This window comes from Pseudomonas putida (assembly GCF_050989985.1).
In the GTDB taxonomy this organism is placed as follows: Bacteria; Pseudomonadota; Gammaproteobacteria; order Pseudomonadales; family Pseudomonadaceae; genus Aquipseudomonas; species Aquipseudomonas putida_AI.
The window spans coordinates 1,932,071-1,945,691 of the sequence record NZ_CP158815.1 but is presented as its reverse complement, the minus strand read 5'-3'; the positions used below and the strand labels follow the sequence as shown (position 1 = coordinate 1,945,691).

General features: G+C 61.5%; 9 protein-coding genes. 2 read left to right on the top strand and 7 right to left on the bottom strand.

What is annotated here, in order from left to right; all coding sequences use genetic code 11:
- Positions 1-3: 3 nt before the first annotated feature.
- Together ABTV29_RS09160 and ABTV29_RS09155 are read right to left on the bottom strand one after the other, a co-directional pair.
- Positions 4-1,449: a mechanosensitive ion channel domain-containing protein gene (locus ABTV29_RS09160; RefSeq protein WP_433769769.1), complete on the bottom strand. Its 1,446-nt coding sequence runs from the start codon at positions 1,447-1,449 to the stop codon at positions 4-6.
- Between the two features lie 217 nt (positions 1,450-1,666).
- Positions 1,667-2,533, bottom strand: coding sequence for a pirin family protein (locus tag ABTV29_RS09155; protein WP_433769768.1), 867 nt, complete (start codon positions 2,531-2,533; stop codon positions 1,667-1,669).
- Between the two features lie 193 nt (positions 2,534-2,726).
- On the opposite strand from ABTV29_RS09155, the gene ABTV29_RS09150 reads away from it, so the two are divergent.
- Both ABTV29_RS09150 and dkgB read left to right on the top strand, forming a co-directional pair.
- Positions 2,727-3,263, top strand: a complete 537-nt coding sequence (locus tag ABTV29_RS09150; RefSeq protein WP_433769767.1) for a PaaI family thioesterase — start codon at positions 2,727-2,729, stop codon at positions 3,261-3,263.
- A gap of 252 nt (positions 3,264-3,515) precedes the next feature.
- Positions 3,516-4,319: a 2,5-didehydrogluconate reductase DkgB gene (gene dkgB, locus ABTV29_RS09145; protein ID WP_433769766.1), complete on the top strand. Its 804-nt coding sequence runs from the start codon at positions 3,516-3,518 to the stop codon at positions 4,317-4,319.
- Here dkgB and ABTV29_RS09140 read toward each other — a convergent pair.
- The 5 genes from ABTV29_RS09140 to ABTV29_RS09120 all read right to left on the bottom strand — a co-directional run bounded on the left by ABTV29_RS09140 (position 4,316) and on the right by ABTV29_RS09120 (position 13,485).
- Positions 4,316-7,552, bottom strand: a complete 3,237-nt coding sequence (locus ABTV29_RS09140; protein ID WP_433769765.1) for a transporter substrate-binding domain-containing protein — start codon at positions 7,550-7,552, stop codon at positions 4,316-4,318. The two genes, dkgB and ABTV29_RS09140, sit on opposite strands and share 4 nt — an antisense overlap.
- Complete coding sequence (locus ABTV29_RS09135; RefSeq protein ID WP_433769764.1) at positions 7,553-8,179, bottom strand: response regulator; 627 nt, start codon at positions 8,177-8,179, stop codon at positions 7,553-7,555.
- An 80-nt stretch (positions 8,180-8,259) separates the two neighbouring features.
- On the bottom strand, positions 8,260-8,697 hold the full coding sequence (locus ABTV29_RS09130; protein ID WP_433769763.1) for a response regulator: 438 nt from the start codon (positions 8,695-8,697) through the stop codon (positions 8,260-8,262).
- 231 nt (positions 8,698-8,928) lie between these two features.
- Positions 8,929-11,646 (bottom strand): magnesium-translocating P-type ATPase, encoded by a 2,718-nt coding sequence (mgtA, locus tag ABTV29_RS09125; protein WP_433769762.1) that lies wholly within the window; start codon positions 11,644-11,646, stop codon positions 8,929-8,931.
- Between the two features lie 501 nt (positions 11,647-12,147).
- On the bottom strand, positions 12,148-13,485 hold the full coding sequence (locus ABTV29_RS09120) for a lysine N(6)-hydroxylase/L-ornithine N(5)-oxygenase family protein (RefSeq protein WP_433769761.1): 1,338 nt from the start codon (positions 13,483-13,485) through the stop codon (positions 12,148-12,150).
- Between the last annotated feature and the right edge of the window lie 136 nt (positions 13,486-13,621).

Genomic DNA, 13,621 nt, shown 5'->3' with positions numbered 1-13,621 from the left:
AACTCAACTTGCGCGCTTGAGCAGCCACTGGAAAAACCCTTTCTTGCGCACCACCACCGGCACTTCCTCAGTCAGCGCCTGTACTTTGTGCAAGCGAAAATCCAGCAGGGTTTTCATGGCTTCATTGATGTCCTGGCGGGCATCCAGGCAAGGTTTGAGATAACCCTCTTCAATGCGATACAGCGAGCAAAAGGTCTTGGCGCTGAATTCGGCCTTGGACGAGCTGTCGGTCAGGATCCCCGCTTCGCCGATCACCTCACCCGGCCCCATGCGCCCGGTTTCGATGAGCGAGCCGTGCACGTTCAATGTCACCGACACCACGCCGGACTCGATGATGAACAAGTGATGACTCACCTCCCCCGCCGCCAGGATCGTCTCGCCGGCGCGGAAGGTCTGCAGGTTCATGTTCTGGCTGAAGGTTTCTTTCTCTTCCTGGCGCAACGTCGAGAAGATCGGCGAACTCTCCAGCAGTGCCCGTGGCCGTGAGTTGTCACTCTGCGGATTGGGCTCCACGTTCGACAACAACTCCACCCCGGCGGCCTTCAAGTGCCGATACGCCAGATCGAACAGCTGGTTGCGCACCGAGCGCTTTTCGCTCATCGCCGCGACAAAACCGCTGATTTCATATTCCGCACCCGCGGCGCTGGAGCTTTTGAGCGCCACTTTCGGCCCGGGCGAACTCAGCATCGTGCGGCAGCCCTGCATCGCCCGCTCCAGGGCATCGATCACGGTTTGCGGCCGCACGTGGGGGCTGACCTGCAAACAGACCGACAGGCCAAACATGTCGCTGGGCCGGCTGAAGTTGGTGATCTTGGCCTTGGCTGCCAGCGAATTGGGAATCACGATCATGCTGCCCTGGGACGTCTGCAACCGCGTGGCGCGCCAGTCGATGTCGATGACCCGGCCTTCGGTGCCGTCGATGGCAATCCAGTCATCCAGTTGATAAGGCTTGGTGGTGTTGAGGACGATCCCGGAAAACACGTCGCTGAGGGTGCTTTGCAGCGCCAGGCCGACGATGATCGCCAGGGCGCCGGACGTGGCCAGCACACCCTTGACCGGCAGATTGAGCACGTAGGCCATGGACGCGATCACCGCGACCAGGAAAATCACCGCACCGAGCAGGTCCTGCAACAGGCGCCCGGTGTGCCCCACCCGCTGCATCATCACGGCGCCGATCAGCACCGTCAGGGTCCGTGCGGCGAACAGCCACCAACCGATCTGCAGGCCGGTGGCCGCCAGGTTCAATGGCACGTTATCCACCCAGGGCGCGGGCTCCATCGGGCTCAGGCCTTCGTTGAACAGCAGCAGGCTGTACAGCGCGAAAATCACCAGCCGTACCAGGATCTTCCAGTTGTGGTGGCTGGCCCCGACAAAGCGCCACAACACCAGGTCGATCACGAGCAGGATCAGGGCACAGATCAGCGGGTGTTCGGCGAGCAACGACAGCATCAAGCAACTCCAGCACAGGAAGATGGACAAAAGATCTCACACATTGGCCACAGTGTAGGAGCAATTGATTTGGCGGGAATCACACGATCGTGTGGATAACGCAAAAACCCTGTAGGAGCGAGCCTGCTCGCGATAGCTGTGTGTCAGACAACAAAGGTGTTGAATTTCAGACCGCCATCGCGAGCAGGCTCGCTCCTACAGTTGACCTGCGTTGGGATCAACCCTGCATCCGGCCAAAACGCCCGGACTGGTAGTCGGCGAAGGCCTGGTGGATTTCCTGCTCGGTGTTCATCACGAACGGGCCATGGCCGACGATGGGCTCGTCGATCGGTTCACCGCTGAGCAACAGCACCACGGCGTCTTCGCTGGCCTGGAGGGTCAGTCGGTCGCCGTCGCGTTCGAACAGTGCCAACTGGCCCTGCCCCGCCGACTCCTGGTCATTAATCCGGACCGAACCGCGCAGGACCACCAGCGCCGTGTTGCGCCCTTCATGCAGATCGAGGGTGAGCAACTTGCCGGCATTGAGGCGCAAATCCCAGACATCGATCGGTGTGAAGGTGCGCGCAGGCCCGCGCTGGCCGTCGAACTCACCGGCGATCAGCCGCAAACTGCCGGCACCGTCTTTGAGGGCAATGCGCGGAATATCGCCATCGAGAATGCCCTGGTAACCGGCATCGGCCATTTTGTCTTTGGCTGGCAGGTTGACCCACAGCTGAACCATCTCGAGGCTGCCGCCGCTTCTGGCGAAGTCTTCGGAGTGGAACTCTTCATGAATTATCCCTGAGGCCGCCGTCATCCATTGCACATCGCCGGGTCCGATTTTGCCGCCGCTACCGGTGGAGTCACGATGCTCCACTTCGCCCTCATAGACGATGGTCACTGTTTCGAACCCGCGGTGCGGGTGCTCGCCAACGCCCCGCCGCTCGGTGGTCGGGGTGAAGTGCGCGGGGCCGGCGTGATCCAGCAGCAGGAACGGGCTGATGTGCTGGCCCAGGTTGTCGTAGGAAAACAGCGTGCGAACCGGAAAACCGTCGCCGACCCAATGCCCGCGCGGGCTGGTGTAGATACCGATGATGTTTTTCATTGAGTCTCCAAATCATGAGTGAAGCCATGAGCACAGCTTAAGACGGGCGGTATGCCGGCACTAGACAGCAAAAACCGGCCTGAGCGTTCCATCTGGAGAACGATGATCAACGGGGCTGGCGAGGATTTTATTTCGAGCATAATATCGAGAAGGATTACATTCATAATATTTGTTCACACGCGAGGCCCCGAACATGCAAAGCCCCAACCGCGAGACCACGCTCGCCCAATGGATCGCCGAAGAACAAGCCATGCGCGCCCGCCTGGCCGGGCCTGGCAGTTTGCCCCTGGCCGAAGTCAGCGCGCTGTCCCCCGCCGAGTTTTTCGATGGCATCGGCAGCGGTGAACTGCCCTCGCCGCCGATCGGCGCCCTGATGGATTTCATCCCGATCCAATGGTCCGCCGGGCTGTTCATCTTCCAGGGCACGCCGGATGCGCGGCACTACAACCCCCTGGGCACCGTCCATGGCGGCTATGCCGCGACACTGCTGGATTCATGCATGGGTTGCGCGATTCACACGCAGCTGAAAAAGGGCCAGGGCTATACCACCCTGGATCTGCGCATCAGTTATGTCCGGGCCTTGAACAGCGCCAGCGGACCGATTCGGGCCGAGGGCAAGATTGTGCACCTGGGACGCTCGACGGCGTTGGCCGAGGGGCGGATTTATGATGTGGACGGTCGGCTGTATGCGACCGGGACCACCACCTGCATGATTCTTGAGCCGCGCTAAACCGAGTCGCCCCCATCGCGGGCAAGCCCGCTCCCACAGGGATTTACAGCGTCCACAGCATTTGTGAACGACAGTGATCATTGTGGGAGCGGGCTTGCCCGCGATGGCGTCAGACCGGGCACCATCAATATTCCAGCCTCCCCCCGGATTCTTGACCTGCGGTAAACATTGCTTTGCCCATCCAGCGGTTTTTCTCATGCAGGCCGGCGCCGATACTGCCGCCCATTCCCACTGCAACCTCTGGAGTCATTGATGTCTATTCCCGCATTCGGCCTGGGTACCTTTCGCCTGCAAGGCCAGGTGGTGATCGATTCGGTCAGCACCGGCCTGGAACTGGGCTACCGCGCCATCGACACCGCACAAATCTATGAGAACGAAGCCGAGGTCGGCGAGGCCATCGCCTCCAGCGGCATCGCCCGCGAAGAACTGTTCATCACCAGCAAGATCTGGGTCGCCAACTTCGCCGGCGATCGGCTGATCGAAAGCCTGAAAGAAAGCCTGCAAAAACTGCGCACCGATTACCTGGACCTGACCCTGATCCACTGGCCCTCGCCCCAGGACCAGGTGCCGGTCGCCGAATTCATGGGCGCCCTGCTCGAAGCCAAACGCCTGGGCCTGACCCGGCAGATCGGCGTGTCGAACTTCACCGTCGACCTGATGAAACAGGCCATCGCCGCCGTCGGTGCAGAAAACATCGCCACCAATCAGATCGAACTGCATCCGTACCTGCAAAACCGCAAGGTGATCGAGTTCGCGCACAGCCAGGGCATCCACATCACCTCGTACATGACCCTGGCCTACGGCGAAGTGCTCAAGGACCCGGTCATCGCGCAGATCGCCGACCGCCTGCAGGCCACCCCGGCACAAGTGACCCTGGCCTGGGCCATGCAGTCGGAATATGCGGTGATTCCTTCCTCGACCAAACGCGCCAACCTGGCCAGCAACCTCAAGGCCTGCGCCTTGAAGTTGAGCGACGCGGACATGGCGCTGATCGCCGGCCTCGATCGCGGTCATCGCCTGACCAGCCCGCAAGGCATCGCGCCGATCTGGGATTAACCAGAGGCCGGGCCCTGCCCGAGGCTTTGATCCAGGCGGGTCATGGCCTGCCGCAACTGATCGACGGCAGCGTCGATCAGTGAGCTGTCGTCCTGACGGCAGGCCCGCTCCAACCGTTCGCAACACTCGACCAGATTCAGCGCCCGGACCATCTGCGCCCCGCCCTTGATGCGGTGCGCCAGCTCCTGCAAACCGTGGCGCTCGCCACTGGCATGGGCTTGCAGCAAACGCTCGCGGTCCTCGCGGTTGGTCACCATCAGGTCATGCAACAACTGGGTGATCAGCTCATCATCGGCGCCGGTGAAGTGCCGCAGCCCGCTCAGATCGATTTCGGCGTTGTCCGGCACCTCACTAACATGCCCCGGAAATTTCGCCGCCAGCCATGCGCTCAGGTCGACCAAGCGAATCGGCTTGAACAGACAGTCATCCATGCCGGCCTCAAGGCAACGCTTTTTCGCCTCCGGCTGCGCATTGGCGGTGAAGCCCAGAATCACCGTCGGCTGCGTCCGGTCTAAGCGTTCCGCCTTGCGGATCGCGGTCGCCAGCTCATAGCCACTGACCACTGGCATGTTGCAGTCGGTAATCACCAGATCGAAGGCCTGTGCGCGCCATTGTCCGAAGCCTTGCTGACCATCCTGCGCGACCTCGACCTGATGCCCCAGGTAACCCAGCTGCCGTGAAAGCAACAGGCGATTGGCCGGGTAATCGTCGACCACCAGAATCTTCAGCGACCGGGTCTTGAGCGACTCGCCCGGCGACGGATCAGCATGGGCAAGCGCCGGCAACGCCGCCAGCTCCAGCCCGATCTCCACCCGCGTTCCGCGCCCCAGCGCGCTGTCGAGCGTGAGCGAGCCGCCCATCATTTCGCACAGGGTACGGCTGATCACCAGCCCCAGGCCGGAACCCTGCCGGCTTGACTGCGGGTTATTGCCGGCCTGTACGAAGGGGCTGAACAGGCGTTGCTGGTCAACGGCGCTGATGCCGATGCCACTGTCCTCGATGCACAGGCTGACCGCCACCCGATCCAGCGGCGCGGGCACCACCTGCACTTTCAGACTGATTTCGCCGTGTTCGGTGAACTTGATGGCATTACTCAACAGATTGGACAGCACCTGCTTGAAACGCGTGGGATCGATCAGCACGTCGCAGTCGCTGTGCGCACCCACCTCGACCCGCCACTGCAGGTTTTTCTGCCGTGCCAGGCCTTCGAAGACGCGGCTCACCGACAGCACCAGCGCTTGCAAATTGGCTCGCTCCGGTGCCAGCGACAGATGCCCGGATTCGATCCGCGCAATGTCGAGAATATCGCCGATCAGGCCCAGCAGCTGTTGCCCGGCATTGGACGCCACTTCGATGGCCCCGCGGTCGATCAGCCCTTCATCAGCCCGTTTCAGCGCCAGTTCCAGCATGCCGATCAGGGCGTTCATCGGCGTGCGGATCTCATGGCTCATGGTCGCCAGGAAAGTGGTCTTGGCCCGATTGGCATCGTCGGCGGCGTCCTTGGCTTCCTGCAATTGGCGCAGCCATTGCTGGCGCTGGCGGATCTGCCGCCGCTGCCAGGCCATCGCACTCAAGGCGAGCATCAATAGAACGCCGGCAGCGACGAATCCCTGAAGGATCGCCTGCCGATGACGCAGCCAGTAGCTTTGCTCCACCATCAGATCGTTGCGCCAGGGCAACGTCAGTTCTTCGATTTCTTCGGGAGGGATGCTCAACAACGCCTTGTCGAGGATCGAGTGCAACTCGGTGGCCTGGCGATTGGTGGCCAAGGTACTGCGCGCCGGATCGGTGCCCACCGTACTGCTCACTTGCAGGCGATCGCGGTACTGCCGGGAAATCAGGTAACGGGCGCTGATCAGCGAGTTGATACTGCCGTCGGCCTTGCCCTGGGCGACCATTTCCATGGCATCGGCCGACAGGGGCGCATCCATGCCACGAATCAGCGGGAAGTGTTGGCGCACGAATTCGCCGGCGATATTGCCCTGGGTCAGGGCCAGGGTTTTTCCGCTCATCTCATCGAGGACCCTGGGGCTGTCGGGTGCCACGCGGGTCACCAGCACCGAAGGGCTGGTCAGGAAGGGCCGGGTAAACAGCAGGTCCTCCTCGCGCTGGGAACTCAGGCCGATGCCGGCCAGCACATCGATTTCGCCACTCTTGATGGCCTTGACCATATCGGCCACGGACGACATGGCGCGGATATCGAATTGCAGCCCGGTGCGCAGGCTGATTTTCGCCAGCACATCGACGCCGATGCCGCGAAACTTGCCATCGCCGTCGATAAAGGTGATCGGCGCGATATTGCTGTTGATCGCCACGCGTACCCGGGGGTGCTCATCGAGCCAGCGTTGCTCGGCCACGCTCAATTGCAGCGATTGCGTGCCGGGCATCGACACGTCGCCCGCCCCCCAGCGGCGCAGAATGTTCATCTGCTCGTTGGCCGGAATCACCGCCAGCGCCTGATTGACGATGCGCAGCAAAAGGTTGTTGTCGCCGGCAATGGCAAAGGCAAAACGCCCCGACTCCATGAGCGAGAAGTCGGCCAGTTGAACGTTGTTGAGGTAGTTTTTGCGGATCAGGTAGTGGGCGCTGATCGCATCGCCCAGGTAGACGTCGGCCTGACCGAACGCCACCGCCCCCACCGCCGCCAGCGTCGAGGGGAATAGCTGGACCCGGGCCTGGGAATAGAACTGCCGCACCTTTTGTTCAGGCAAATAGTGGTAGAGCATCGCCAGGCGCTTGCCGGCCAGCGCCGGGTCCGGCAGCCGGGAGGAGTCGGTGCGGGTCACCAACACCGGTTGATCAACCGCATAAGCGCTGGACATCTGCAGTTGCGGGTCCTGGGCTTCATAGCTGTTGGCCGTGCCCAGCAGGTCCACCGCCCCCAGCTTGAGCGCCTGGACCGCTTCCTCTCGCGAACCGAAGCGCTGAACGTCAATCTCGACGCGCAACAGTTGCCGGAGCAGACCGACATAATCGGCGGTCATCCCCTCCAGGGTGTTACCGCTGGTGGTGATGTCGAAGGGTGGGTAATCCGGGGCAGAGACGGCCAGCGTCAGGCGCTCCTTTTGCCGCAACCAGCGCCAATCGCTCGCCGACAGCCTGACGCTGTAGCCATCCACGCTCGAGCGCCCCAACAAGCCCAGTGCCTGTGGCTGCGCGCCGACATTCATCGCCCAAAAACAGAGCAATGGGAGCAGCAGGATCAGGCGGTACAAGTGTCGAAGGGGCTTCATTCAGATCAGATGATGACGCAGGGCAAGATCACGCAGGTGGACCGATGACTCCACGTTGAGCTTTTCGATCAGGCGGGTTTTATAAGTACTGACGGTCTTGTGGCTCAAATGCAGGACGGCGGCGATTTGCTTGTTGCTGATACCCCGGGCCAGATGCTGGAGGATGGTGAGCTCACGGTCCGACAGCTGATTGATCATCTGCCTTTCGCTGCGCTGAAATGGGTCCGTCAACACCGAGCTGGAGGGGAGCTGCGCGAAATAGGTGTAGCCGGCCATCACCGCATGGATGGCTTTTTGCAGATGCTTCAGGTTGTTGGTCTTGGCGACGTAAGCCGCCGCCCCGGCGCGCATGCATCGATCCTGATAGAACAGCGGTTCCTGGGAGGTGAAGACCACCACCCGACACCCCATGTCAGCTGCCTTGATCCGCGCCAGCACCTCGAGCCCATCGAGCGATGGCAGGTTCAGATCCAGTACCACGAGGTCGGGCTTGTGCTCGCGGATCATGGGCAGGACTTCATTGCCACTGTGAGCTTCGAGGATGCGCTGGAATCCCTCCTCCTTGAGTACGATTTTGACGGCGCCGAGAATCACCGGATGATCGTCCACAACGAACGCTGTTCTCATGGCAACTTCCTGAGCAAAAACACGACAAGTGGGCAAGGCCCGGATTAAACGCAGCGGCTGCGCAATGACTTTTGCACGGATCAGCGCAGCGAACTACCTGACAGAAATGACAGTCCGGACGAATGGTTGGCCCCGACCGACGCGGCGATCGGCCACTGGATCATCCCTTCCATCAGCCGCAGATCCGGCAGCACGGCGTGACTCACCTGGACCTTTCGCGGCTTTTCCGTGGGGATTGCGGGCAGACGCGCCTGCTGGCCGTCATAGATCAAAACGCGCTTGAGCTGGGTGTTGTCGAGGCAAAAACCCAGCAGGTCCAGCTTGCCGCCCGCCAGGGCCGCGTTGACCACCAGCAGGTCGAAGGGCTCGCTGGCGTATTCCACCAGGGTCAGCAGCTCTTCCAGGCTTTGCACGGGCGCCACCGCGAAGCAGCCGAGCTGATTGAACCCGCGCTCGATCCGCAGCCGATTGAAGTGCTGTTCGTCCGCGACCAGGATGCGTAATGAATTGGGCAACATGGCCTCCGTAGCGAGTCCGATTGATGAGGCGCGCAAGGCTACGGAAGAGACCCGGGGCTTTCTGTAGGACTTTTCCGAAATGCCACCCCCTCATCTGGACGCGATGCTTCGCCTGAATGGGATCATCGTGGGAGCGAGCCTGCTCGCGAAAAACGCCCGGGCGCCGCGTCCTTTCAGACAGCCCGCGTTATCGTTGACCTCCATCGCGAGCAGGCTCGCTCCCACAGGGGATCACTGCCAGCCAAACCGCCGAATGTAGAACCCCTTCACCGCCTGGGTCAGGCCCATGTACGCCAGCAGGATCACCGGCAGGAACACAAAGTACAAAGACGGCAACGCCTGCAGTTTGAAGTAGTGCGCCAACGGTCCCATGGGCAGGAAAATCCCCACGGCCATGATGATCCCGGTCATCACCATCAATGGCGTCGCCGCACGGCTTTGCAGGAACGGCACTTTCGGGGTGCGAATCATGTGCACGATCAGCGTCTGGGTCAGCAGCCCCACCATGAACCAGCCGGACTGGAACAGGGTCTGGTGGTCCGGGGTGTTGGCGTCGAACACGTACCACATCAGGGCGAAGGTGGTGATATCGAACACCGAACTGATCGGCCCGAAAAACAGCATGAACCGCCCGACATCCGCCGGTTGCCAGCGTTGCGGTTGTTTCAGCATGTCGGCGTCGACGTTGTCGAACGGGATGGCGATCTGGGAAATGTCATAGAGCAGGTTCTGCACCAGCAGGTGCATCGGCAGCATCGGCAGGAACGGAATGAACGCACTGGCCACCAGCACCGAGAACACGTTGCCGAAGTTGGAACTGGCGGTCATCTTGATGTACTTGAGCATGTTGGCGAAGGTGCGCCGCCCCTCCAGCACGCCCTCCTCCAGCACCATCAGGCTCTTCTCCAGGAGGATGATGTCCGCTGCTTCCTTGGCAATGTCCACGGCGCTGTCCACCGAAATGCCGATGTCGGCGGTGCGCAGGGCCGGCGCGTCGTTGATGCCGTCGCCCATGAACCCGACCACATGCCCGTTGCCCTTGAGTAGGCGCACGATGCGCTCCTTGTGCGACGGCGTGAGTTTGGCAAAGACGTTGGTGTGTTCCACCGCCACCGCCAGTTGCGCGTCGCTCATGCGCTCGACGTCGTTGCCCAGCAGCAGGCCCTGTTGTTCCAGGCCGACTTCGCGGCAGATCTTCGCGGTCACCAGTTCGTTGTCACCGGTCAGCACTTTCACCGCCACCCCGTGTTCGGCCAGGGCCTTGAGCGCCGGCGCGGTGCTTTCCTTGGGTGGATCTAGGAATGCCACATAGCCGATCAGCGTCAGTTGCTGTTCATCCGCCAGGCTGTAGGCGTCACGACTTTCGAGCATGGGCCGCGCGGCCACCGCCACCACCCTCAGCCCTTCGGCGTTGAAGGTGGCAGTGACCTGGCGAATCCGCGCCAGGAGTTCTTCGCTCAGCACCTCATCCACCGCACCGTGGCGCACCCGGGTGCACACCGCCAACACCTCTTCCACCGCCCCTTTGCAGATCAACAGGTGCGGTTGCTCGCGTTCGGCGACCACCACCGACATGCGCCGGCGAGTGAAGTCGAACGGAATTTCGTCGACCTTGCGAAACGCCGTGCCCACCTTCAACTCGCGATGGACTTCCACGTGCTCGAGCACCGCTACGTCCAACAGGTTTTTCAGGCCAGTCTGGTAGTAGCTGTTGAGGTAGGCCATTTCCAGCACGTCGTCTGAGTCGTTGCCCCAGACGTCGACGTTGCGCGCCAGAAAGATCCTGTCCTGGGTCAGGGTGCCAGTCTTGTCGGTGCACAACACGTCCATGGCGCCGAAGTTCTGGATCGCGTCCAGGCGTTTGACGATGACCTTTTTGCGTGACAGGAACACCGCACCCTTGGCCAGGGTCGAGGTGACGATCATCGGCAGCATTTCCGGGGTCAGGCCCACGGCAATCGACAGCGCGAACAGCAGCGCCTGGGTCCAGTCACCCTTGGTGAAGCCGTTGATGAACAGCACCAGCGGCGCCATGACGAACATGAAGCGGATCAACAGCCAGCTGACTTTGTTGACCCCGTTCTGGAACGAGGTCGGCTCGCGATCGGTGGCCCCCACCCGCTGCGCCAGCGCACCGAAATAGGTGTCGTTGCCGGTGGTGAGAATCAGCGCCATGGCCGTACCGGAAACCACATTGGTCCCCATGAACAGAATGTTGTCCAGGTCCAGCGGGTTGAGGGTCTCGCGGTCCTGCTGGCGGGGAAACTTTTCCACCGGCATCGATTCACCCGTCATCGCCGCCTGGCTGACGAACAGGTCCTTGGCGCTGAGCACCCGGCAATCGGCAGGGATCATGTCACCCGCCGACAGCACGATCAGGTCCCCCGGCACCAATTGCTTGATCGGCAGTTCCAGGCGCTGGGCGCTGTTGCCTTGCAGGTCCCGGCGCAGCACGGTCGCGGTGTTGCTCACCATCGCCTTGAGTGCGTCGGCGGCCTGGTTGGATTTGCTCTCCTGCCAGAAGCGCAGCAGGGTCGAGAGCACCACCATGGAAAAAATCACGATGGCCGCCTTCAGGTCTTCGGTCAGCCAGGAGATGACGGCCAGCAAGGTCAGCAGCAGGTTGAAGGGGTTCTTGTAGCAGTGCCACAGATGGGTCCACCACGGCAGCGGCTGTTCGTGCTCGACCTCGTTGAGGCCGAACTGCTCGCGCAGCGCTGCGGCTTCCTCATCGCTCAAGCCGTCGGTGTGGCTGCCCAGGCGGGCGAGCAATGGCCCGGCGTCGCTGCCGGCAGCGCTGACCAGGGTCTGCGCCAGGGTCGGCGGCACCTCGCGACTGACCGTGGTGTCGGTGAAATTTTCCAGCAACGCCAGGCGACGGAAGTGCCGGGCGATGTGGCGGGTACGCAGGAATCCGGCGAAGAATTCCTTGAGCAGGGTCAGGTTCATGGCAGTTCCCCCAGGATCAGCCGGGAAACCGTCGAGCAGGCGTGTCGGTGCGCCGCGATGACGACCACAAGTCGAACATCACGCACGGTTCAGCGTCGATGAGAGGACGTCGGGACACAGGCCGGAATTGGCCGTGATCGGGATGCCGCTGCTCGCTTTACGGCGAGACAACGGCACAGGAAGGACTGCGCGTTATCTGGCCGAATGGGTGCCGGTTATCGAAACCGGCCGACTACTGTCACTCGAACAAGTACCCACTGTGGGTCTCCGCTATTGATGAAAACGCGCGAAGCTTACGCCCCGGTATTTGGAGAGTAAACGCTGTAACGGGGTGTGACGGGGGAATCGCGGGGTTCTTCAGGAAGGGTTCAGGATTGAAGCTTTTGGGTGTTTTCAAAGGCCCCATCGCGAGCAGGCTCGCTCCCACAATGGACCTGAGTACACAGGGCTAATGTGGGAGCGAGCCTGCTCGCGATGACGATGGACCAGTCGCAGAAAATGTCAGCTGGCAGTCGCCAACAACAAATCCACCACCGAACGACCATGCCCCCGCTTCCTGCCATGGTCATACAAGGACCCGGCAATCTCATCGGCACGAATCGGCAGGATCGACAGCAAGGTGTCGCTCAAACCGTGGCTGGCCTGGCAGAAGCCCTGCATATAAATGCCGGCCTTGCAGCGCTCGTCGGTGATCAGTTTGTAGTGGCGGTCGACCTCGAAATCACCCAGGTACTGTTCCAGCGGCGCCAGCAGTTTGCGGTGCATCTGCCGTTCGTAACCGGTGGCCAGCACCACCGCATCGTAATGCCGAATCGTCACCTCGCCGGTGGCGTTGTTGCGCACCGCCAGTTCGATGCCGCGTTCGGTGGCGGTGGCTTTCTCGACAGTGGTCAGGGTGCGGAACACATGGCGCGCAATGCCCGACACTTTCTGCCGGTAGAAAATGCCGTAGATGCGTTCGATCAGATCGATGTCCACCACCGAGTAGTTGGTGTTGTGGTACTCGTTGACCAGACGCTCGCGCTCGCTGCTGTGCTGGTTGAACACCAGGTCCGTGAACTCCGGTGAAAACACCTCGTTGACGAACGGGCTGTCGTCCGCCGGCTTGAGCGCCGAGCCACGCAGGATCATGTCCACCTGCACCGACGGGAAGCTGTCGTTCAGGTCGATGAAGGCCTCCGCCGCGCTCTGCCCGCCGCCGATGATCGCGATGCTCATCGGTTGATTGTTCACGCAAGGCTGCCTGGCCATCTTCGCTAGGTATTGCGAATGGTGGAACACGCGAGCGTCATCCTTGAGCGCCTTGAACGCTTCGGGAATGCGTGGGGTACCGCCGGCACTGACCACCACCGAGCGGGTGGTGCGCACATGCTGGTGACCGGCGCCATCGCGGGAAATTACCCGCAGCGCCTCGACCTGATGGTTGTGCAGCACCGGTTCGATGGTCAGCACTTCTTCACCATAGCGGCTCTGGCTTTCGAACTTTGCGGCGACCCAGCGCAGGTAGTCGTTGTACTCCATGCGGCACGGATAGAAGGTGCCCAGGTTGATGAAGTCCACCAGGCGACCGTGGGCCTTGAGGTAATTGACGAAGGAGTAAGGGCTGGTCGGGTTGCGCAGGGTCACCAGGTCCTTGAGAAAGGAAATCTGCAGCTCGCTCTGGGTCGACAGGGTGTTGCCGTGCCAGCTGTAGTTGGCCTGCTTGTCGAGAAACAGCACATCCAGCTCGCCATGGGTCGGGCCGCGCTCCTGCAGGGCGATGGCCAGTGCCAGGTTCGAAGGGCCGAAACCGACGCCGATCAGGTCGTGAACGATGGGCGATGCAATTGCCTGTGTCATTTCCAGTGTCCTCTGGATGAACCCCCTTGCGGCGGGGAATAAACCTAAGTGACCTGACCGGCCTCGGAGCAGGACAGCAAGTCGTCTGATGAAGGGAACGAGGACAGTGAAATAAAATTTAACGAACTTTTCACAA

Excerpts from the sequence above, each read along its gene's own strand:
- ABTV29_RS09160 (WP_433769769.1), bottom strand. The coding sequence starts at position 1,449 with ATGCTGTCGTTGCTCGCCGAACACCCGCTGATCTGTGCCCTGATCCTG.
- ABTV29_RS09155 (WP_433769768.1), bottom strand. The coding sequence starts at position 2,533 with ATGAAAAACATCATCGGTATCTACACCAGCCCGCGCGGGCATTGGGTC.
- ABTV29_RS09150 (WP_433769767.1), top strand. The coding sequence starts at position 2,727 with ATGCAAAGCCCCAACCGCGAGACCACGCTCGCCCAATGGATCGCCGAA.
- dkgB (WP_433769766.1), top strand. The coding sequence starts at position 3,516 with ATGTCTATTCCCGCATTCGGCCTGGGTACCTTTCGCCTGCAAGGCCAG.
- ABTV29_RS09140 (WP_433769765.1), bottom strand. The coding sequence starts at position 7,552 with ATGAAGCCCCTTCGACACTTGTACCGCCTGATCCTGCTGCTCCCATTG.
- ABTV29_RS09135 (WP_433769764.1), bottom strand. The coding sequence starts at position 8,179 with ATGAGAACAGCGTTCGTTGTGGACGATCATCCGGTGATTCTCGGCGCC.
- ABTV29_RS09130 (WP_433769763.1), bottom strand. The coding sequence starts at position 8,697 with ATGTTGCCCAATTCATTACGCATCCTGGTCGCGGACGAACAGCACTTC.
- mgtA (WP_433769762.1), bottom strand. The coding sequence starts at position 11,646 with ATGAACCTGACCCTGCTCAAGGAATTCTTCGCCGGATTCCTGCGTACC.
- ABTV29_RS09120 (WP_433769761.1), bottom strand. The coding sequence starts at position 13,485 with ATGACACAGGCAATTGCATCGCCCATCGTTCACGACCTGATCGGCGTC.